The organism is Cedecea sp. P7760 (genome assembly GCF_013386425.1).
Taxonomy (GTDB): domain Bacteria; phylum Pseudomonadota; class Gammaproteobacteria; order Enterobacterales; family Enterobacteriaceae; genus Cedecea; species Cedecea selenatireducens.
The window spans coordinates 131,966-153,152 of record NZ_JACARU010000024.1 but is presented as its reverse complement, the minus strand read 5'-3'; the positions used below and the strand labels follow the sequence as shown (position 1 = coordinate 153,152).

At 57.7% G+C, this 21,187-nt stretch carries 17 protein-coding genes; 10 read left to right on the top strand and 7 right to left on the bottom strand.

From position 1 onward, the window contains the following. Positions 1-141 precede the first annotated feature (141 nt). Positions 142-1,341, top strand: coding sequence for an enolase C-terminal domain-like protein (locus HX778_RS10810; RefSeq protein WP_176981974.1), 1,200 nt, complete (start codon positions 142-144; stop codon positions 1,339-1,341). Here the strand turns inward: HX778_RS10810 and HX778_RS10805 are convergent. Continuing rightward, positions 1,338-2,051, bottom strand: coding sequence for a GntR family transcriptional regulator (locus tag HX778_RS10805; RefSeq protein ID WP_038480152.1), 714 nt, complete (start codon positions 2,049-2,051; stop codon positions 1,338-1,340). The two genes, HX778_RS10810 and HX778_RS10805, sit on opposite strands and share 4 nt — an antisense overlap. A gap of 108 nt (positions 2,052-2,159) precedes the next feature. Between HX778_RS10805 and HX778_RS10800 the strand changes: the two genes are divergently transcribed. Beyond that, positions 2,160-3,719, top strand: coding sequence for an EAL domain-containing protein (locus HX778_RS10800; protein ID WP_038480149.1), 1,560 nt, complete (start codon positions 2,160-2,162; stop codon positions 3,717-3,719). Positions 3,720-3,949: 230 nt separating this feature from the next. Here HX778_RS10800 and norR read toward each other — a convergent pair whose 3' ends face one another. Next, on the bottom strand, positions 3,950-5,470 hold the full coding sequence (gene norR / locus HX778_RS10795) for a nitric oxide reductase transcriptional regulator NorR (protein WP_176981973.1): 1,521 nt from the start codon (positions 5,468-5,470) through the stop codon (positions 3,950-3,952). A 222-nt stretch (positions 5,471-5,692) separates the two neighbouring features. Between norR and norV the strand changes: the two genes are divergently transcribed. Both norV and norW read left to right on the top strand, forming a co-directional pair. Beyond that, positions 5,693-7,144 (top strand): anaerobic nitric oxide reductase flavorubredoxin, encoded by a 1,452-nt coding sequence (gene norV / locus HX778_RS10790; RefSeq protein ID WP_176981972.1) that lies wholly within the window; start codon positions 5,693-5,695, stop codon positions 7,142-7,144. Continuing rightward, complete coding sequence (gene norW, locus HX778_RS10785; RefSeq protein ID WP_176981971.1) at positions 7,141-8,277, top strand: NADH:flavorubredoxin reductase NorW; 1,137 nt, start codon at positions 7,141-7,143, stop codon at positions 8,275-8,277. The genes norV and norW overlap by 4 nt, the downstream gene beginning before the upstream one ends. Before the next feature lie 296 nt (positions 8,278-8,573). On the opposite strand, the gene HX778_RS10780 is transcribed toward norW, so the two are convergent. Continuing rightward, entirely contained in the window at positions 8,574-9,653 is a 1,080-nt protein-coding gene (locus HX778_RS10780) for an oxidoreductase (protein WP_176981970.1), read from the bottom strand. Between the two features lie 176 nt (positions 9,654-9,829). Here HX778_RS10780 and HX778_RS10775 point away from each other — a divergent pair, with 176 nt between their 5' ends. The 4 genes from HX778_RS10775 to HX778_RS10760 are packed head-to-tail and all read left to right on the top strand — an operon-like array spanning position 9,830 to position 14,669. Further along, positions 9,830-11,335, top strand: a complete 1,506-nt coding sequence (locus HX778_RS10775) for a sugar ABC transporter ATP-binding protein (RefSeq protein WP_176981969.1) — start codon at positions 9,830-9,832, stop codon at positions 11,333-11,335. Continuing rightward, positions 11,332-12,327, top strand: coding sequence for an ABC transporter permease (locus HX778_RS10770; RefSeq protein WP_176981968.1), 996 nt, complete (start codon positions 11,332-11,334; stop codon positions 12,325-12,327). Before HX778_RS10775 ends, HX778_RS10770 begins: the two co-directional genes overlap by 4 nt. 27 nt (positions 12,328-12,354) lie before the next feature. Further along, positions 12,355-13,419: a sugar ABC transporter substrate-binding protein gene (locus HX778_RS10765; protein WP_038480122.1), complete on the top strand. Its 1,065-nt coding sequence runs from the start codon at positions 12,355-12,357 to the stop codon at positions 13,417-13,419. An 11-nt stretch (positions 13,420-13,430) separates the two neighbouring features. Continuing rightward, entirely contained in the window at positions 13,431-14,669 is a 1,239-nt protein-coding gene (locus HX778_RS10760) for an LVIVD repeat-containing protein (protein WP_038480119.1), read from the top strand. Positions 14,670-14,983: 314 nt separating this feature from the next. Here HX778_RS10760 and mtnK read toward each other — a convergent pair whose 3' ends face one another. Then, on the bottom strand, positions 14,984-16,183 hold the full coding sequence (gene mtnK, locus HX778_RS10755; protein ID WP_176981967.1) for an S-methyl-5-thioribose kinase: 1,200 nt from the start codon (positions 16,181-16,183) through the stop codon (positions 14,984-14,986). Positions 16,184-16,290: 107 nt separating this feature from the next. Here mtnK and mtnA point away from each other — a divergent pair, with 107 nt between their 5' ends. Further along, entirely contained in the window at positions 16,291-17,316 is a 1,026-nt protein-coding gene (gene mtnA, locus HX778_RS10750) for an S-methyl-5-thioribose-1-phosphate isomerase (protein WP_176981966.1), read from the top strand. 509 nt (positions 17,317-17,825) lie between these two features. On the opposite strand, the gene HX778_RS10745 is transcribed toward mtnA, so the two are convergent. After that, complete coding sequence (locus HX778_RS10745; RefSeq protein ID WP_038480110.1) at positions 17,826-18,368, bottom strand: acireductone dioxygenase; 543 nt, start codon at positions 18,366-18,368, stop codon at positions 17,826-17,828. Then, a complete protein-coding gene (gene mtnC, locus HX778_RS10740; protein ID WP_038480107.1) occupies positions 18,365-19,048 on the bottom strand; it encodes an acireductone synthase in 684 nt (227 codons plus the stop codon). Before mtnC ends, HX778_RS10745 begins: the two co-directional genes overlap by 4 nt. 149 nt (positions 19,049-19,197) lie before the next feature. Here mtnC and HX778_RS10735 point away from each other — a divergent pair, with 149 nt between their 5' ends. After that, a complete protein-coding gene (locus HX778_RS10735) occupies positions 19,198-20,358 on the top strand; it encodes a pyridoxal phosphate-dependent aminotransferase (protein ID WP_176981965.1) in 1,161 nt (386 codons plus the stop codon). Positions 20,359-20,389: 31 nt separating this feature from the next. Here the strand turns inward: HX778_RS10735 and HX778_RS10730 are convergent, their stop codons facing one another. Beyond that, positions 20,390-21,091: a DnaA inactivator Hda gene (locus HX778_RS10730; RefSeq protein WP_218167095.1), complete on the bottom strand. Its 702-nt coding sequence runs from the start codon at positions 21,089-21,091 to the stop codon at positions 20,390-20,392. Between the last annotated feature and the right edge of the window lie 96 nt (positions 21,092-21,187).

The window sequence follows — 21,187 nt, the reverse complement described above, 5'->3', positions numbered from 1 at the left end:
GTTTTATTGCATTTATAGGTGAAATAGCTGACCAATAAAAAAGAGTCAAAAAAAGCGTTTACCGGCGGGGAAAAATAGGGTGATAGTAATAGCAGAACTTAATTTACCGCGTTTACATCAGCCTGATGGTGGAGCTATCTCGTGCTACCCACAATTATCGAAAATATTGAATGCTTTATTACTAAGCCGGACCGACACAACCTGGTGACGGTCCGGGTCACAACCGACAAAGGCGTTACCGGCCTCGGCTGCGCGACATTCCAGCAGCGGCCGCTGGCGGTAAAAACCCTGGTCGATGAATACCTCAAGCCGCTGCTGATTGGCCGCGATGCTAACCACATCGAAGACCTGTGGCAGATGATGACGGTCAACGCCTACTGGCGAAACGGCCCGATCATGAACAACGCCATCGCCGGCGTGGATATGGCACTTTGGGACATCAAAGGTCAATTGGCCCATATGCCTCTTTACCAGCTTTTAGGCGGCAAATCGAAGGACGCCATTGCGGTTTACAGTCACGCCGCCAGCGAAACGCTCGAAGGGCTCTATCAGGAAGTGGACAAGCTTCTGGCGCAAGGGTACAGGTACATTCGCTGCCAGCTGGGGTTCTACGGCGGCACGCCGCAGGGCATGCACCAGACTAAAACCCCCACGCCTGGCGCGTACTATGACCAGGATGAATATATGGCCAACACGGTGGAAATGTTCCGCGCGCTGCGTGAGAAATACGGCCATCGGTTCCATATCCTGCACGACGTTCACGAACGGCTATTCCCGCAGCAGGCCATTCAGTTGGCTAAGGCGCTGGAACCGTATCAGCCGTGGTTTATCGAGGACATTCTGCCGCCGCAGCAAAGCGCGTGGCTGGAACAGGTGCGTAACCACTCTTCCGTGCCGCTGGCGATGGGCGAGCTGTTCAATAACCCGGCGGAATGGCACGATCTTATTGTGAATCGACGCATCGATTTTATCCGCTGTCACGTCTCGCAAATCGGCGGGATTACTCCGGCGCTCAAACTGGCGGTACTCTGCCAGGCCTTTGGGGTACGCCTGGCCTGGCACGGGCCGCCGGACATGACGCCCATCGCCGTAGCGGTGAATACTCACCTGAATATTCATCTGCATAACGCGGCGATTCAGGAATTTATTCCCGTCAAAGAGAATACCGCCGCCGTGTTCCCTGGCGCACCGATCGCGGAACAAGGCTACATGTACCCTCTGGAAAAACCGGGTATTGGCGTGGGGTTTGACAGGGAACAGGCGGAACGTTTCCCGGTAGAATATCGCCCGCATGAATGGACGCAAAGCCGCCTGCCCAACGGCGCAATACATACGCCCTAAGAGGATTTACGGCGAACCAGATTATCGTGGTTAAAGGGGATGACGTAGGTGCAGGAATAATCGATATCGACAATATCGCTGATTTCAAACACCCGTCCCCCTTCAAGGATCCCACGGTTGCTTATCTGCATTGCGGGCAGCCCCTTCTTGCACTCCAGCAGCTGCGCCTGCTCTTTATTAACCGCTATGGCCTGGTAGCGGGTCAGCAAATGCGAAATCCGGTATCCCTTGCTTAAAACATACTGCTGCAGGGAGCTTTCAATCGCCTTCTGGTTAAGGTCGGGGAAATCTTTGGCCGGCATGCGCGACGTTTCAATCTGTACTTTCTGATTATCCACCAGCCGCAGACGGCAAAACTGCCAGATAAACTCCTCGGGGCCCAGGCCAAAGATCTGCTGATCGTCGCGATCGGGAAGCTTTTTATGCAGGCTGACCAACCGAAAGGTAATGCGATCGAAGGGCTTTTCGGTGATAGAGTTATAAACCAGCGGGCTATTGCGGGCCTGTTCGTTAATCCAGATCCCGGAACCCTGGACGATGGACACCACGCCGATACTGACCAGTTTTTCCAGCGCCTGGCGAATCGTGAAGCGCGAAACCCCGTACTCTTCTGCAAGCTGGCGCTCAGGCGGCAGTTTGCGCGGCCCAGGCGTGCTGTGCTGATAAATTTTGCTCAGTAAGTCCTGGGTCACAAAGTCTTTCTTTTTCATCGCGCGCTCCTAAGCTTTGCGCTGAAACATAACATTACTGCGCCGGCTGAACTATGCTGGCAGGTAAATTACCTCAAACGTTTAAATCCCTTACGCCGGAACCCACCTATGACAAGCAAAAAAATGGTCAGTCTCGTCAATGGCGTACTGATCGTGGCGGTGCTGCTGCCGGTCTTGCTTAGCATCTATCTGGCGCACAACAAGGCCGAGAAAACCTTCCATAGCGAGCTGGAAAACTACGCCGACCGGGCGCTGTTACGCAGCGAAAGAGTCATCAACCAGGCCACCGCCGCGCTCACGCAGATCAACAGCTTCAGCGGCCAGTACTGCTCCCGCGCCCACCTGGATGCGATGCGTCGGGTCGCTTTCAACTATCGCTACATTCAGGAAGTGGTCTATCTCGCCAATAACCGCACCGTTTGCTCTTCGCTTGAAGCCACGCACGACGGCGCGAAGCTTGGCCCTCCCGATACCAAAGGCACCAAAGGCTTCTTCGCCTGGTACACCGACGTGACCGACCTCGGCTTCGAACGCCCGATGATGTATATCGGCAAATTACAGCACGTGGTGGTGATAGACCCGATAGCCTTTATCGACGTGATCCCCTTCGGCCACAACCCGGTTGACGTCGCGATGGTTGGCATGGAGCACAACCGGCTTATCGCCAGTAACGCAAAGCTGCCTGATGACAGCTGGGAAAGCCAGATTGGAAAAGGCGTGGAGGAGTTTTCTGACGGGCAAAATGACTATGTCATTCGCCGCTCATCGGCGTTAGGGCTGGCAATGATAGCCTGGGCACCCAGCGCCCCGCTGCAGGCGGCCTGGTACAAACAAATGATCATCTGGCTGCCGATTGGCATTCTGTTTAGCCTGAGCGCCGGCTGGTTCATCACTCGCCTGCTGCGGCGCCTTGAGTCCCCCCAGGCACGCATTCAGGATGCCATTCGCGACCGGGAGTTCACCCTTGAATATCAACCTATTGTTGATTTAAACACCGGAGAAGGCGTGGGGGCGGAAGCGTTAATCCGTTGGCGTCTGCCGGACGGCAGCTTTATCAGCCCGGACGTCTTTATCCCCATTGCCGAGCAGGCCGGGCTTATCTCGCAGATAACCGAACTGGTGATTAAAAAGACCTTCGCCGATCTCGGTGACTGGCTGCACGCTCACCCTCACCACCATGTCTCCATCAACCTCTCACCGAGCGACGTGCTTAACGACAAGGTGTTGCAGGTCATCAAACCTCTGCTGCTGAAGTATCAAATCAAAGCGGAGCAAATCGCGCTGGAGATTACCGAGCGCGGCTTTGCCAACCCGAAAGTTAGCGCCCCTATCGTGGCGGAATACCGCCAGGCGGGTCACCCTATCTACCTGGATGATTTCGGCACCGGCTACTCGAGCCTGAGCTACCTGCAAGATCTGGACGTCGATATTATCAAAATCGACAAATCGTTCGTCGACGCGCTGGAGTACAAAAACGTCACGCCTTACATCATTGAAATGGCGAAGACCCTGAATCTGGCGACCCTCGCCGAAGGGATTGAAACCGCTTCACAGGCCGCGTGGCTGCGCGAGCACGGCGTGGCCTGGGGGCAGGGCTGGCTCTACAGCAAAGCCCTGCCTAAACAGGCCTTTATCGACTGGATTGCACGCAATCGCGCTATTGGCTAACTACTTGCGCAATATCTGCTGCAGGCGCTGCTGCTGGCGTTTTTCCAGCCAGCCCTTCAGCAGGAACAGGCGCGGGATAAACGCAACGCTTTAATGTTGTTACTCATGGCTGAGATCCTCGAATGATTTAACCCGCCCTGACTATGGCCTGGCCCGCACCACTTCAACACGACAGCGACACGACATCAAGCCGACAGCAACCTGACACCCTGCCGTAAAGGCTTACAGGGTTACTTCACCCCCAGCCGCTTCGCCAGCCGATGCAGGTTGGCAACGTCGACGCCCAGCTGCCGGGCGCTAGCCGCCCAGTTATTACCGTTGCCCGCAAGCGCTGCAATAATTCTGACGCGCTGAAACTCATCGGTAGCTTCGCGCAGGCTGGCAGAAGGAGGCGTTTGAGTTAAGGTTTCCGGCTCGTGGAATGCACCATCCGCCCGGCCGGAAAGCTGGAAGTGCTGGGGCAGCAGGACAAGCTCTCCCTGCGGATGACCTGCACGAGCCAGCACAATAGCGCGGTAAATGGCATGCTCCAGCTCGCGGATGTTCCCCGGCCAGCCGTACTGTGCAAGCTGCACGCGCGCCGCTTCGCTCAGCACCACCTGCTTGAGCCCCATTTTCACGCGACTTTGCTCGCAGAAAAACCCGGCCAGCAGCGCAATATCGCTGCCTCGCTCACGCAGCGGCGGAACGTGCAGAGGAAAGACGCTCAGGCGGTGGAACAAGTCTGCGCGAAACGCCCCGGCAACCACCTGCTGGCGCAGATCGCGGTTAGTGGCGGCCAGCACCCGGACATCCACCCGCTGGCTGCGGTCATCGCCCACGCGCTGGATATCGCCGTACTGCAGCACGCGCAGCAGCTTGGCCTGCAGTGCCAGCGGCAGCTCACCTATCTCGTCCAGGAACAGCGTGCCGTTATCCGCCATTTCAAACTTACCGGTACGGTGGTGAATTGCGCCGGTGAAAGCGCCTTTCACATGGCCGAACAGCTCGCTCTCCGCCACGCTTTCCGGCAGTGCGGCGCAGTTAAGATAAACCAGCGGGTTCGCCGTTCTTGCAGAACCGGCATGAATCGCCCGCGCCACCAGCTCTTTCCCGACGCCCGTTTCGCCGGTGATCAGCACGTTAAGATCCGAGGCGGCAACAATCCCGATCTCTTTTTTCAACTGGATGATGCCCGGCGAGCGGCCAATCATCTCCCCCACCACGCCGCGCGCAATGGCGGGCTGCACCGTGCCTTCCGGCGTTTGCTTCTCAAGCTGTTCGAGCAGCAGGGCGTTATTCAGCGCCCCGGAAGCCAGCACGCCAATCAGCCTGAGTTCCTCATCGCTGAAGCCGTCGAACTGGTGAGGATCCATGCCGTCCACGGTCAGCGCCCCGATAAGATTCTGGTCTGCAAACAGCGGCAGCCCCAGGCAGGCATGAACCTTGAGGTCTTCGTGTTCGGGAATAAGGCCGTCGTACGGGTCGGGCAGCTCGCTGTCGGCCGGAAAACGCACCACGTCACCTGCGCGGGCGATAGCCTCCAGGCGTGGGTGAGCGTCAACGGCAAAGCGCCGCCCCAGCACGTCGACAGCCAGGCCGTCTATCGCCAGCGGGTAAAAATGGCGCGACTCGTAGCGCAGCAGCGCCGTGGCATCGCCGCCGAGCAGCTTTCGCAGCGTGCGGATGACGCGAGAAAAGCGATCAGAATGGCTGATGCCGCTTTGCAGTTCGATTGCAATGGCGGCGAGGGAAGACATCGACAGGCTCATGATGAGGCTCCGGGGAAAACGGGGAGTTCAGCTTACGCCAGAGTAGTCAAAATGACAAACAACAGAGTCATAATGACCAAACCCAATAATGTCATTATGACAATAAGAAACGACACGCAAAATAATAAAGCGATTAAAATCAATACATTAAAAAGTTGGCACGATACTCGCTATAGAACAGTCATTGAAGCACTTAACGCTATGACATCAATGAGGTTCTCAATGGCTATTCAGGTTAAAAACAACATTCAATGGGTTGGGCAACGTGACTGGGAAGTACGTGATTTTCACGGTACAGAATACAAAACGCTGCGCGGCAGCAGCTATAACAGCTATCTCATCCGTGAAGAAAAAACCGTCCTGATCGACACCGTCGACCATAAGTTCAGCCGTGAGTTTGTGCAGAACCTTGAGCGTGAGATCGACCTTAATACGCTCGACTACATCATTATCAACCATGCGGAAGAAGACCACGCCGGGGCGCTGACCGAGCTGATGTCACGCATCCCGAACACGCCCATCTACTGCACGGCAAACGGCATCGATTCTATTAACGGCCACCACCATCACCCGGAGTGGAACTTTAACGTGGTGAAAACCGGCGACAGCCTGGAGCTAGGCAATGGCAAACAGCTTATCTTCGTCGAAACGCCAATGCTGCACTGGCCGGACAGCATGATGACCTACATGACCGGCGACGCGGTGCTGTTCAGCAACGACGCCTTCGGCCAGCACTACTGCGACGAGCACCTGTTTAACGACGAAGTGGACCAGACCGAGCTGTTCGAGCAGTGCCAGCGCTACTACGCCAACATCCTGACGCCGTTCAGCCGCCTGGTGACGCCGAAAATTACCGAAATCCTCGGCTTCAACCTGCCGGTGGATATGATTGCGACCTCCCACGGCGTGGTGTGGCGCGAGAATCCAACCCAAATCGTTGAGCTGTACCTGAAATGGGCTGCGGATTACCAGGAAGATCGCATCACGCTGTTCTACGACACCATGTCGAACAACACCCGTATGATGGCCGACGCTATCGCCCAGGGGATCCACGAAGTTGATCCGCGCGTGGCGGTGAAAATCTTCAACGTGGCCCGCAGCGATAAAAACGAAATCCTGACCAACGTGTTCCGCTCCAAAGGCGTGCTGGTCGGCACCTCCACCATGAACAACGTGATGATGCCGAAGATCGCCGGGCTGGTGGAAGAGATAACCGGGCTGCGCTTTCGCAACAAACGCGCCAGCGCCTTCGGCTCCCACGGCTGGAGCGGCGGCGCGGTAGACCGCCTTTCTACCCGCCTGCAGGACGCAGGCTTTGAAATGTCCCTCAGCCTGAAGGCGAAATGGCGCCCGGACGGCAATGCGCTGGCGCTGTGCCGCGAGCATGGCCGCGAAATAGCCCGCCAGTGGGCGCTCTCCCCGCTGCCAGTGACCCACAGCGCTATGACCGCCGCACCAGTAGTTTCAGAAGCTGCGCCAGTATCCGACAGCGTCGACCTCGGTCCCTGCATGCAGTGCAGCGTTTGCCAGTGGATTTACGACCCGGCCCTGGGTGAACCGATGCAGGCCGTTGAACCTGGCACCCCGTGGAGCGAAGTGCCGGACAGCTTCCTGTGCCCTGAATGCTCGTTGGGCAAAGATGTCTTCGACGAACTGGCAACGGAGGCCAAATGAACAACGGCATCGTGATTATCGGCTCGGGCTTTGCCGCCCGCCAGCTGGTGAAAAATATCCGTAAACACAGCGCAGAGGTGCCTATCCGGCTGATTGCCGCCGACAGCGCCGACGAGTACAACAAGCCGGATCTGAGCCACGTGATGAGCTTAAATCAGCGTGCCGAAGCGATGACCCGCCAGCAGGCCGGTGCGTTTGCAGAGCAGTTCAACCTGACGCTGCACGCCAACAGCTGGGTCAGCAGCATCGACCCGAAAAACAAGCGGGTGAAATGCGGCGAGCAGCAATGGCACTACGACAAACTGGTGCTGGCGACCGGCTCCGCCGCCCTTTTGCCCCCAATAGCAGGCAAAGAGCTAATGCTAACGCTGAACAGCCAGCAGGAATACCTGGCCTGTGAAACGCGGCTGCGTGGCGCCCGGCGGGTGATGATCCTCGGCGGTGGGCTGATCGGCAGCGAGCTGGCGATGGACTTCTGCCGCGCAGGGAAAGAGGTCGTGCTGGTGGATAACGCCAGCCATCTGATGGCTTCCCTCCTCCCGCCGGAGGTCAGCGGCCGCCTGCAGTCTCGCCTGACGCAGATGGGCGTCGAGCTGCTGTTTAACCAGCTGCTCGACGCGGTAAACCAGACGGAGCCGGGGCTATGCGCCACGCTCAATAACGGCCGAAAACTGTATGTTGATGCGGTGGTTTCCGCCATCGGCCTGCGTCCGAACGTTGGCCTGGCGCAGCACGCGGGGCTCGACGTTAACCGTGGCATCAAGGTGAACGGCCAGCTACAAACTTCTGACCCGGATATTTACGCCCTCGGAGACTGCGCGGAAATCGACGGTAAAGTGCTGGCATTCCTGCAGCCCATTCAGCTCTGCGCCATGACGTTGGCGAAAAACCTGCTCGGCGCGAAAGACTCGCTTTCCCTTCCGGCGATGCTGGTCAAGGTGAAAACGCCGGAAATGCCGCTGCACCTGGCCGGCGAAACCCAGCGTCACGACCTGACCTGGCAGATTACCGCCAGCCAGCAAGGGCTGATAGCCAAAGGGACGGACGCCGCGCAGCAGCTGAGGGCATTTATCGTCAGCGAGGAGCATATGAAGCAGGCGTTTAGTTTGGTGCGGGAGCTGCATTTAGGCTGAAGCCTCTCTCCCAGAGGACTAGCGCTCAAAATATTGAGGGAGAACTCTTGGGCTCTGTCGTTGTTACGTTCACCTGAAGATCAATTTCCCCTGCATGTTCAGCGCACGGTGAACGTGCCAGGGAGAAAGCGCCATCTCCCTGGCAACCCTGGCGCCCGGCGAGCTCATCGCNNCGACTGGCCAGGGTCCGGACATCGGGAACGGCTGGAGGCTGAGAGCGTCGGGAACGCATCTCAGCCGATCCAGGACTGGGAGTGAACGGAATATTCACTACACCTGTATATTCGAAATGCCCCCTACAACCTCTCCACTTTCTCCAGCGCCGCCAGCAAAATCTCTGGCGACAGCGCCACCGGCAGGGCGTGAATAGATTCACCCGCCTGCAAAGTGCGGGCAATCACCTTATCCAGGTCGGCACGATTTTGAATATCGACATCCAGTTGCGCCAGTTTTGTGGGTAAATTGAAACGCTTATACGCCTGCGTGAGCTGTGCCAGAACGTCGTCCTGCCCCAGCAGTGCGCTCTGCACCAGGATTCCGTAGGCCACCTTTGTACCGTGCAGGAAACGATCGGTTTGCGGCAGCGTCGTCAGGCCGTTATGTACGGCATGTGCGGCGGCAACGCGGGTATAACGCTCGCCCAGCCCCCCCACCATACCGCCTCCGGCAATAATCGCCTCGACCACATCCAGAAACGCCTGGCTTAGCTCACCGCGGTTTTGATCTTCCAGCGCCTGCCCGCTGCTCTGGAGCAGAACGTCGCGGATAGCCAGCGCGGCCCCAATGCCGAGGCGCACCGTGAGCGGCAAATTTTCCGGCTGCGGGCTAAGCACCACCGCTTCATACCATTTCGCCAGCGTGTCGCCGATCCCCGCCAACAGGTACTCCTGCGGCGCGCGCAGGATAATTTCAGGCTCCACCAGCACCAGATGGTTTGCATCGTTGAAAATCTCGAAGCGCAGCGCCTGCCCGGCGTCGTTGTACCACACGGACAGCGGCGTCCAGGCCGCGCAGGTTGCCGCGATGGTCGGAATAGCCACCACCGGCGCATTCAAACGGCGAGCCACCACTTTCACCGTATCCAGCAGCGCGCCGCCGCCGATACCAATCACCACCTGTCGCTCACCGGACTCGGCTACCAGCTTCTGCACATCGCTTTCGCTGCAGTGCCCACCAAACTGAATATGCTTTGCACCCGGCAGCGAAAAGGCTTCCGGCAGGAAGGGACGAGCCGCCTCAAAGGCACGCTGGCCATAAATCCATACCGCGTTGTTCAGTTGCTCTTCGCTGTAAAACTCGGTCAGGCGGGCCAGGCTGCCGGGATGTGAATAGTAGTTAGCGGGGCCGGTAACCACGCGGATAGCGGTGCTGGTCATGATGCATTTCCTTTTCTTCGCTGGCGGGATATATTCTATGCCGATGATATGTCCAGACATCTGGACGGCTAATATCATTTTGCTTTATCTTATGTCTTTTCGTTCATTGCCCGCAACCCAGAAGGCCGCTAAAAATTCGACAGATCAATTCATTAAACCCGGAAGCCGCCGACGCTATGACTACGCCTGACCGCCTTGAGATGCGAGAAATCTCTATCGCCTTCGCGGGCTTTAACGCGTTGAGTCGGGTGAACTTCCGGCTGGATGGCGGCTCGGTACATGCTTTGACCGGCGCAAACGGTGCGGGGAAATCCACGCTGATGGCGGTGCTTTCCGGTGCCCACGACCATTATCAGGGCGAGATCCTGATCGACGGTGAAGCGGTAACAATCCGCAGCCCGCGTGATGCCAAACTTCTGGGGATCCATCTGGTTCAGCAGGAGGTGGATGTTGCGCTGGTACCCGGCCTCAGCGTGGCGGAAAACATCATGCTCGATAAGCTGGCGGATGCGGGGCATGTCTATCGCTGGTCGAAAATTTATCAACAGGCTCGCGCCGCACTGGCACAGCTCGACGTGGCGATAGACGTCAAAAAACGCATTGAGCAATGCACCCTGGCGGAAAAACAGCAAATCCTGCTGGCGCGGGCGCTCTCTCATCACTGCCGTTTTCTGATCCTCGATGAGCCCACTGCCCCATTAGACAGCCAGGAAAGCGAACATCTTTTCCGCGTCGTGCAGAGGCTGCAGCAAGGCGGCATCGGCGTGGTGTTTATCTCCCACCGCATCCACGAGCTGAAAGCGATTTGTGACCAGATGACGGTTCTGCGCGACGGCAAACTGGTGGACAGCGGCCCGATGGGGCACCTCAGCGGCGAAGAGATTGTCGAGAAAATGCTGGGCCACCAGCTCGAAGATATTTATCCCCCTCACCGCCCGCCGGTTGAGGGCGACACGCTGCTGGCGGTGGAAGGTCTGCATGACGATTCGCTGCTGCGCGACATCTCGCTGCGGCTGCGCAAAGGCGAAATTCTGGGGATTGCTGGCCTGGCAGGAGCCGGGAAAACAGAGCTTTGCAAAGCGCTGTTTGGCGCCACCCGCAGCACGCTTGAGCGCGGCGAATTAAAAGGCAAGAACTGGCGCCCGACTGACCCGGCAGACTCGGTTACTCGCGGCATCGTGCTGGTGCCGGAAGAGCGCCGCAAAGAAGGCATTTTTATCGACGAGTCGGTCACCATGAACCTTGCCGTCAGCTCAGATAGCCAGTTTACCCGCTGGGGGCTGTTCAACCACCGTAAAGCAAAACGTTGGGCAGAAGAGACGATTAAGCAGCTGGGCATTCGCACCAGCGGCCCGACGCAAACGCTGCGTCGCCTCTCCGGCGGCAATCAGCAAAAAGTGGCCATCGGCAAATGGCTGCGCAACGAAGCCGACGTGCTGATTTTTGACGAGCCGACCAAAGGCGTGGACATCAAAGCCAAAACCGACCTCTTCGTGCTGATTGACCAGCTGGCTCGCCGTGGAAAAGGCGTGATTTACGCCTCTGGCGAATTTGCCGAGCTGGTCGGACTGTGCGACCGCATCTGCGTCCTGTGGGACGGGCGTATCGTCGCCGAGCTGGACGGCCATCAGGCCAGCGAAGAAACCTTATTACTCTACTCCACCGGAGGAACCCCCGCGTGAGCAAAGCATTATCCCTTAAGGCCAGCGCTTCAGGCCGCCAGCAGCTTTTTGACTTTCTCTACAAATGGGGGATGTTGCTCACCGTGGTCGCCCTGGTGGCGCTATTCGGCATCGCGTCCGACAGCTTCCTCGAGCCCAACAACATCATCAACATTTTGCGCTCCATCGCCATTGTCACGGTGATTGCCATCGGCGTGTCTATCTCACTCACCGTGGGCGGGTTTGACCTGTCCGTGGGCTCGACCGCCTCGCTGGCCAACGCGCTGGTGATTTCGCTGTTCGTCTGGCATGGCTTCGGCACCACCGAGGCCATTCTTATCACCCTGGTCCTGTGCACGCTGGTCGGGCTGTTTAACGCCTTCCTGATCGTGGTGCTGAAAATTCCCGACATGCTCGCCACGCTGGCCAGCCTGTTTGTGATTCAGGGCGTGGCGATGACCTACAGCTACGGCGGCTCGATTACCGAAAATATGGTGCTGCCGAGCGGTGACATGGCCGAAGGGGCTATTCCCGCCGCCTTTGGCCTGCTCGGGCAAGTGCCGACCATCGTTATCATCATGCTGGTGGTCACTCTGGTTGCCCAGCTTGCGCTGTCTCTGACCAAACATGGCCGCCGGATGTACGCCATCGGCGGTAACCCGGAGGCGGCTCGTCTGTCCGGCATACGTACCACTCGCTATCGCGTGGCGGCCTACGTGCTGGCCTCGCTGCTGGCGGGCTTAGGCGGCATTCTGCTGGCCTCGCGTATTGGCTCCTCACAGGTCAACGCCGGTGGCGGCTACCTGATGGATGCCGTAGCCGCGGCCTGGATTGGTTTCTCTCTGGCAGGCTCTGGCAAACCTAACGCGCTCGGCACGCTGGTCGGCGCGGTGATTCTGGGCGTGCTGCAAAACGGGCTGGTGATGCTCTCCGTACCTTATTACGCCATGGATATTATTAAAGGCCTGGTGCTGGCTGCAGCGCTGGCGATTACTTACATACAACGACGCTAAAACAACACTTCACACAGGGTAACGACCATGAAAAAACTGACAACTTCACTGCTGGCGCTTAGCCTGCTCGCCGCGCTGCCTGGCCACGCCGCAACGCCTACGCCGGTTCCGGAAAAAATCGCCGCGCACGACGGTCCTGTCCGCATCGCCGTGATTCGTAACCTCGGTTCCGACGATAACACCACGCAGTTTGTCGCCGGGGCGGTTCAGCAGGCCAAAAAGCTGGGCTTTAAGGTCAGCACCTTCCTGAGCAACGGCGACGACGCCCGCTTCCAGGACTTTGTAAACCAGGCCATCAGCCAGAAGTATGACGGGATTATTCTTTCTCAGGGCCGTGACCCTTACTCTACCGAACTGGTGAAAAAAGCCGTGGCTGCAGGCATTGCGGTATCGGTGTTTGATACCGCGGTGAACGGCACTATTCCTGGCGTGACCGTGACCCAGCAGGACGATGCTTCGCTGACCGGCCTCTCCTTCGGCCAGTTGGTTAAAGACTTCAACGGCAAAGCCAACATCATCAAGCTATGGGTCGCCGGTTTCCCACCGATGGAACGCCGCCAGGCCGCCTATCAGGAGCTGCTGAAAGCCAACCCGGGCATTAAAGAACTGGAGTCCATCGGCGCGGTTTCCTCCGACGTACAGGGCGATACCGCCAACAAAGTGGGCGCGATACTGGCGAAATACCCAAAAGGTAAAATCGACGCCATCTGGGGTACCTGGGACGCCTTCAGCCAGGGCGCCTATAAAGCGCTGCAGGAGAACGGCCGCACCGAAATTAAACTCTACAGCATCGACGTTTCTAACCAGGATATTCAGCTGATGCGTGAAGCCAACAGCCCATGGAAAGTCAGCGTGGCGGTGGACCCGAAGCTGATTGGCGCCACCAACGTGCGCCTCGTCGCGTACAAGATTGCCGGGGAGCAAACGCCTGCAACCTACGACTTTAAAGCGGCCGCTATTCCTCAGGCGCTGCTGGCGAGCCAGCCTGGCCCGGTCAACGTCGCCTCGCTGAGCAAAATTATTCCGGGCTGGGGCCAGACCGACGACTTTATCGCCCCGTGGTTTGCTACGCTCGAAGCGAAAAATAAATAAGGAGTCGCGCAATGGCACTGCCACAACCCGAATACAGCCGCAATATGCGGCTTATCGGCCATAGCGATCAGGGTGGAAAACCCGACGGCGTGCAGCTGATGGTGCATCGGGGCTATGCGTACATCGGCCATATGGTGTCTCAGGGTTTTTCGATTGTTGACGTCCGCGACCCCAAAAATCCGAAAGCGGCGGGCTTCGTGCCCGCGCCGCCGGGCACCTGGAATATTCACCTGCAGGCACACGACGACCTGCTGCTGGTGATTAACGCCCGCGACCTGTTCGCCGACGTGCGCTTCGCCGATGAAAAGGTTTACTACACCAAATCGGTTGGCGAAACGGTTCGCGACGTGCAGGACAAAGGCTGGAGCGCCGGATTACGCATTTTTGATATCTCCACGCCGGACAAGCCTAAAGAAATTAGCTTCCTGTCGCTGAGCGGCATCGGCATTCACCGCTGCTGGTACGTGGGCGGCCGCTGGGCCTATGTTTCCGCACTGGTCGACGGTTTTAGCGATTACATTTTCCTGACTATCGACCTCGCCGACCCACTCAACCCGCAGGTGGCGGGCAACTGGTGGCTGCCGGGGATGAACACCGCCGCAGGTGAGCAACCGACCTGGCCGGAAGGGAAACGCTATGCGTTACACCACGCGATTATCAGCGGCGACACGGCGTATGCCAGCTGGCGCGACGGTGGCCTGACGCTGCTGGACGTGTCTGACCGCTCGCAGCCGCAGCTCATCAGCCACCGCAACTGGAGCCCGCCGTTTGGCGGCGGTACTCACACGGCGCTGCCGCTGCCGAACCGGGATCTGCTGGTGGTGCTCGACGAAGCGGTGCTGGACAACCAGGAGGACGGCGAGAAGCTGATTTGGCTGTTTGATATTCGTGACCCTGCAAACCCGGTCAGCATCTCCACGTTTCCGCAGCCGGATGAGATTGATTATGTGGCGAAAGGCGCGCACTTCGGCCCGCATAACCTGCACGAAAACCGCCCCGGCAGTTTTATCAGCGATACGTTGATTTTCGCGACTTATCAGAACGCGGGCGTGCGTGCCTACGATATTTCGAACCCATACCGCCCGGTAGAAACCGGTGCGCTAGTGCCAGCCGCCCCGGAAAGAATGATGGATACCCGCCCTGGCCGCCCGCAGGTAATCCAGTCATGTGATGTATTTGTGGATGCGCAAGGGATTGTGTACAGCACGGATTATAACGGCGGATTGTCGATTATTGAGTATTTGGGGTAGCCCTACGATTTAGAGGCAATTTAAGCCGGAACCGAGCCTCGCTTTTAGCCCGCAGCCACACGGAACGTTAACGTTGCTGCAAGTCCTACAGCCACGCCCTTGTTCCCGGCTCTCATCGCCCCCGGTTATGACCCNNGGTTTACCGCTTCAGCGGCGATGAGCCTGCCGGGCGCCGGGGGTTGTCAGGGGGCATGGCGTAATGCCACCTGGCACGTTCACCGGTGCGGTAGATACATGTAAAGATGGACTGGAAGTGAACGGAACTTTTCGCCAGATCCTCATAGCCCCTGGTTAAAGCTAGCGCAGAAGAAAACTCACCCCTTCTGCCGAACTCTCGCAATAAACTCATCCACTGAATTCACCTGGTCGGCAATCAGAATCAGGAATTTGCCCAGCTCAATCGCGTGGCTAACACAGGCCAGGCGAGTCGCCTCATCTTCAATACTTTCCAGATCGGCCACGTGCGACAGCCCGACAGTGCGGCGAATCAGCTCGGTGCCACAGAAGCCTACCGCATCTACCCAAACTTTTTGCAGATAGTGTTCGGCATATCCTTCCGTCGCCAGCGCTGCGTCGCGCGTTTTAGCACGTGCAAGCGTTATAAAGCGCCCGGAGAAGCTCAGCCAAATCTCCTGAATATCTTTCAGCCGTTGCTCGCGCTGGCTGGCCGCATCACGTGGGCCAAAATGCCCCGGCAGCGCGCAGTAGTTCAGCAGCAGGTTGCCGATGGCGGTGCCAATATCAAACCCAATAGGGCCAACGTAGCCAAACTCGGCGTCGATGGCTTTCAGGCTGCCTTCCGCCACGAAAATTGAGCCGCTGTGGATATCACCGTGCAGCAACGCTTCGGCGCTGGAGAAGAATTTATGTTTTAGCTGAGCCACGGCCAGCTTTAGAGCGTTATCGCTACGCAGCGCGGCAATCTGCTGCTCCAGCGCGGCCGGGTAGTTATTACGCTCATGGATCTGATACGGGTCGTTAAAGAACAGATCCTCGGTGATTTCACACATTTCAGCATTGATAAAACGGGAAACCAGCGCCTTCTTATCATGCGGATGCAGGTAGAAATCCGAGGTGTGGAACAACGTCTTTGCCAGATATTCCCCAAGCTGGCTTGCCGCCTGAGGATAATAAACGCCCTTCACCAGCTCGCCGCGCCAGATGCGATGGCTGGAGAGATCTTCCATCACCATCACCGCCAGCGCCGGGTCGTAATGCACCACGTTTACCGTGTGCTCAGGGCTGTGCTGATAGTGCTCCACCAGGGTTTGCGCCTCAAGACGAGCACGATCCAGCGTCAGCGGCCAGGACTCGCCCACGCAGCGCACATACGGCAGCGCCTGCTTCACGATCGTCCGGCTAACGCCCTGGGTATCAAAGATTTTAAACACCAGATTAAGGTTGCCGTCGCCCACTTCCTGCGCCTCCACCAGCTCAGACGGCGTCTGCAGCCCGCCAAACTGTTGAGCATAAGCCACTGCGTCAGCGGCGGTAAAAGTGCGGTATTGCGACATGGCGATCCTCTCAGAAAATAAAGTAAATTAAGACGTTTGGACGTCTATACATCTGGAAGTCATGTTGGCACAATATACCGCAACAACGCAACATGGAATTAACACGAATGCATAATTTAAAAACCACCAGCCTTGAAGTGCGTGATAACCAGCTTTGGATCCTCGACCAGCAGGCGCTGCCGCAGCAGAAAAACTGGCTCCCGGCCCATACCGTTGGCCAACTGGTCAGCCATATTCATGCTCTTAGCGTGCGTGGTGCGCCGCTGATCGGTCTTTCCGCCAGCCTGCTGCTTCCGCTGCTGGCAGAGCAAGGACTTACAAAGCCCCAGCTCGCCGGGGCGCTGGAAACCCTGCGCGCTTCCCGCCCGACGGCGGTTAACCTGATGAATAACCTCGACCGCATGAAGCAGGCGCTGGCCCAGGAAAACTTTGTTGCAGCCCTGGGGGAAGAGGCTCTGCGGCTGGTGGCAGAAGATAAAGTGCTGTGCGACAACATAGCCCGTGCAGGCGCAGCGCTGGTGAAACCTGGCAGCCGCCTGTTGACCCACTGCAACACCGGCGGCCTTGCTACCGCAGGCGTAGGTACTGCGCTGGGCGTCATCCAGCGCGCGTTTAATGAAGGCCACGTCGCCAGCGTCTGGGTAGATGAAACGCGCCCGCTGCTGCAGGGCGGCAGGCTCACGGCATGGGAACTCGGTGAACTTGGCATTCCTTACCGGCTGATTTGCGATTCAATGGCCGCCAGCCTGATGGCGAAAAAGCAGGTGGATGCTATCTGGGTAGGCGCTGACCGCATCGCCGCGAACGGTGACGTGGCTAATAAAATCGGCACCTATAGCCTGGCCGTGCTGGCGCATTATCACGATATTCCGTTCTACGTTGCCGCCCCGCATACCACGCTGGACAGAAACTGTCCGAACGGCGAGGCCATTCCTATTGAGCAGCGAGCGGCAGGTGAAGTGACCGGCGTAACGGGCAGTTTTGGTAGCGTGCACTGGGCACCTGAAAATGCCACGGTGTACAACCCGGCGTTCGACGTGACTCCGGCAGAGTTAATTAGCGGCTGGATTCTGGATACGGGCGTAGTAACGCCGGAGCAGGTCCGGGATGGGGTATTTTTGCCTCAAAAATAATGCCCCTCATCCTGACCTTCTCCCCACAGGGGAGAAGGGATAAAAAAGGGGATGTTGCCCGTGCAGGGGCAGCCTTTTACCTATCTTTCTTTCAAAAAATTCAAGGGTGACTCTTTAAATCAGTCGTTATTCCGTTCACCCATAGATCTGTTTTCCCTGCACGTTCAGATAACGGTGAACGTGTCCGGGGGATCACGCAATCCCCCGAACAGCCCCGGCGCCCGGCAAGGGCGTGGCTGTGGGACTTGCAGCGCCTGCGACTTTCAGCGTGGCTGCGGATTTGAAGCGAGGNNAAAACGGAGGTCTGCCGCTTTAGCGGTCGATTTATTTCGCCGGGAGTCCGGGGTCTCGGGGGAATGACGGTGATTCCCCCGAGCCGTGAACCGGTACGGGGGCTTCATATAAAACAGGACTGGAAGTGAACGGAATGTTTGCCGCTCCTACATCGTCGCGGGGATTTGTGACTAAGTTACAGCCCTTCCAGGGAAAAACTCAACTCAACTCATCAACTACGGCAACCGTGGATAAGCATCCGCAATCGCATCACCGGTAAAATGAGCCACCCAGCCTTCCGGATTATCGAAAATACGAATCGCGGTAAAGTGCGGCTCTGACCCCATATCAAACCAGTGCGGCGTCCCGGCCGGGACGGAAATCAAATCGTTCTTCTCGCACAGGATCTGATACACCTTGTCGTCCAGATGCAGGCAGAACAGCCCCGCGCCTTCTACAAAGAAACGGACTTCGTCTTCGCCGTGGGTATGCTCGGAGAGGAACTTGGTCCGCAGCACGTCTTTCTGTGGGTTGTCCGCTCGCAGGCTGATAACGTCCCAGCTCTGATAGCCTTTTTCCGCCACCAGCTTGTCGATAGCGTGCTGGTAAGCCCCGATCACCGTCTCCGACGTCGGATTAGCCCCTAAATCCTGGTTCGCTTCCCAGCGCTCAAAACGCACGTCTTTTGCGTTCAGCTGCTCGCGAATTTCTTGCGCGTCCGTGCTGTGCCATACCGGCTCCTTTGCTTCGGTATCGGTAAAAATGGTCAATGCGCTCATGAAGAAAACGACTCCGGATTAATGTGGTCGAAACGGTTTACCTGGCGATGGCTGCTTGTTTCATCGGCCTCGCCGCGAATCAGCTGCACGGTTTGCCAACCGGCTTCCCGCGCAGCATCCAGCTCCTGGTGAATATCGGACAAGAACAGCAGCTCTTCTGGCGCCACGCCGGCCTGTTCCGCGATGTTGCGGTAGGACTGCACTTCTCGCTTGGCCCCAACGTGGGTATCAAAATAGCCGCTGAACAAATCGGTAATATTCCCGGCGTCGCTGTAGCCAAAGAGCAGCTTCTGCGCCGCCACCGAGCCAGACGAATAGACATACAGGGCAATGCCCTGCTGTTTCCAGGCCTTCAGCGCGGGCAGAACATCATCATAGAGATGGCCGGTGAAGTCTCCATTCACGTAGCCATCGCGCCAGATGAGGCCCTGCAGCGCTTTAAGCGCGGTAGATTTACGATCTACATCCATGAAGCTAAACAACGTCTCAATCAGCCGATCAATATCCGCCTGTGGTTCATTAATTTCCGCCCGCAGGTCGTTGAGTATTGGGGCAATTTCATTCTGTTGCGCGCGAACAAAACCTGCGAGGCGTTCGCGGGCATACGGGAACAGGATGTTGTGCACAAAGCGAATGTCGCTGGTGGTGCCTTCAATATCGGTAACAATGGCGCGAATCATTATCTCTCCAGCCGTTAGCGCTGCTTTATGTTTGCAACTGAGGTCATTATTATTTAGACGTCTAAGCGTCTTGATTGCCAAATCTTAACATCGTGTTATAGTCCCGGCAACACAGGGAAACACACGCATCACGTTAAGGTCGAAGAATAATGAGCCACTCCCCTTTGATTCCAGAAAGCAAACTGCCCGCGCTCGGCACCACCATCTTCACGCAAATGAGCGCCCTGGCGCAGCAGCACAAGGCGATTAACCTCTCCCAGGGCTTCCCTGATTTTGACGGCCCGCGCTTCCTGCAGGAACGCCTGGCGTTTCACGTAAGCCAGGGCGCGAACCAGTATGCCCCGATGACAGGTGTCCAGCCTCTACGTGAAGCCATCGCCGAGAAAACCGAAGCCCTGTACGGCCACAAGCCGGATGCCAATACCGATATTACGGTCACCGCTGGCGCGACCGAAGCGCTCTACGCTGCCATCACCGCGCTGGTTCGCCCGGGCGATGAGGTGATTTGCTTCGACCCAAGCTACGACAGCTACGCCCCGGCCGTGACGCTTTCCGGCGGAATTCTCAAGCGTATTTCGCTCCAGCCGCCTCACTTCCGCGTTGACTGGCAGGCGTTTGCTGCGCTGCTGAGCGACAAAACTCGCCTTGTTATTCTTAACACACCGCACAACCCGTCCGCGACCGTCTGGCGAAAAAGTGATTTTGCCGCGCTGTGGCAGGCCATCGGGCAGCACGAAGTTTATGTGCTGAGCGACGAAGTGTACGAGCATATTTGCTTCGACGAACAAGGCCACGCCAGCGTGCTGGCTCACCCGCAGCTGCGCGAGCGCGCTATCTCTGTGTCCTCTTTCGGCAAAACGTTCCATATGACGGGCTGGAAGGTGGGCTACTGCGTGGCGCCGGCGGCCATCAGCGCGGAGCTGCGTAAAGTGCACCAGTACCTGACGTTTGCGGTGAATACCCCGGCGCAGCTTGCGATTGCCGATATGCTGCGCGCCGAGCCGGAGCATTATCGCGAACTGCCGGAGTTTTACCGCGCACGCCGCGACCGCTTTGTTGAGGCGCTGGCGGACAGCCGGTTCGAAATCCTGCCCTGCGAAGGCACCTATTTCCTGCTGGCGGACTACAGCGCCATTTCCGATCTCGATGACGTGAGCTTCTGCCAGTGGCTAACCAAAGAAGTGGGCGTGGCGGCAATCCCGCTGTCGGTGTTCTGCGCGGATGCCTTCCCGCACAAGCTGATTCGCCTGTGCTTTGCCAAACAGGAAGCGACGCTGGACGCAGCGGCAGAAAGATTACGTAAGGTGTAATAAAGCGTTCCCCGTCGCAGGACGGGGAAAATTACAGGCTGAGGATTTCTTTCACGAACGGAATGGTGAGCTTGCGCTGGGCGGTGATTGAGGCGTGATCGAGCTGATCGAGCGTCATGAACAGAGTGCGCATTTCACGATCGAGGCGTTTTAACAGAAAGCGCCCCACGTCTTCCGGCAGTTCAAACCCTCGCAGCCGGGAACGCAGCTGGAGCGCCTGTAGCTTGTCATCATCGGAAAGCGGCTGCAGCTTGTAGATTTGCCCCCAGTCCAGGCGGGAAGCCAGGTCCGGTAGCTGCAGATTGAGCTGGCGTGGTGGCCTGTCACCGGTGATCAGCAGGCGCGTTTTCCCTGACTCCAGAATACGGTTATAGAGATTGAAAATCGCCATTTCCCACGGTTCATCCCCGGCCACGCACTCAATATTGTCGATGCAAACCAGCGAGAGCTGCTCCATTCCATCAAGCACTTCCGGCACAAACCAGGTGCGCTTATCCAGCGGCACGTAGCCCACGGCTTCGCCACGCTGGGAAAGTTCCGCGCAGGCTGCATGCAGCAAATGGCTGCGCCCGCCGCCTTCACGCGACCAGAAATAGATATACCCGCTGTGATCCTGACGGAGTACCGACTGCAGTGCGGCTAATAAAGAAGGGTTGTCACCCGGCCAGAAACTCGCAAAGGTTTCATCGTCGGGAAGATAGAGTGGCAGTGAGAGCTGTGCCGGCGTATTCAGAAGTACCTCAACCATAACAGGCAGAAAATCGCGATGAGTCTATCACAGTTTTGGGGCAGGATAGAACCGGGCGAGGATCCGCCCGGTGGCTAAACG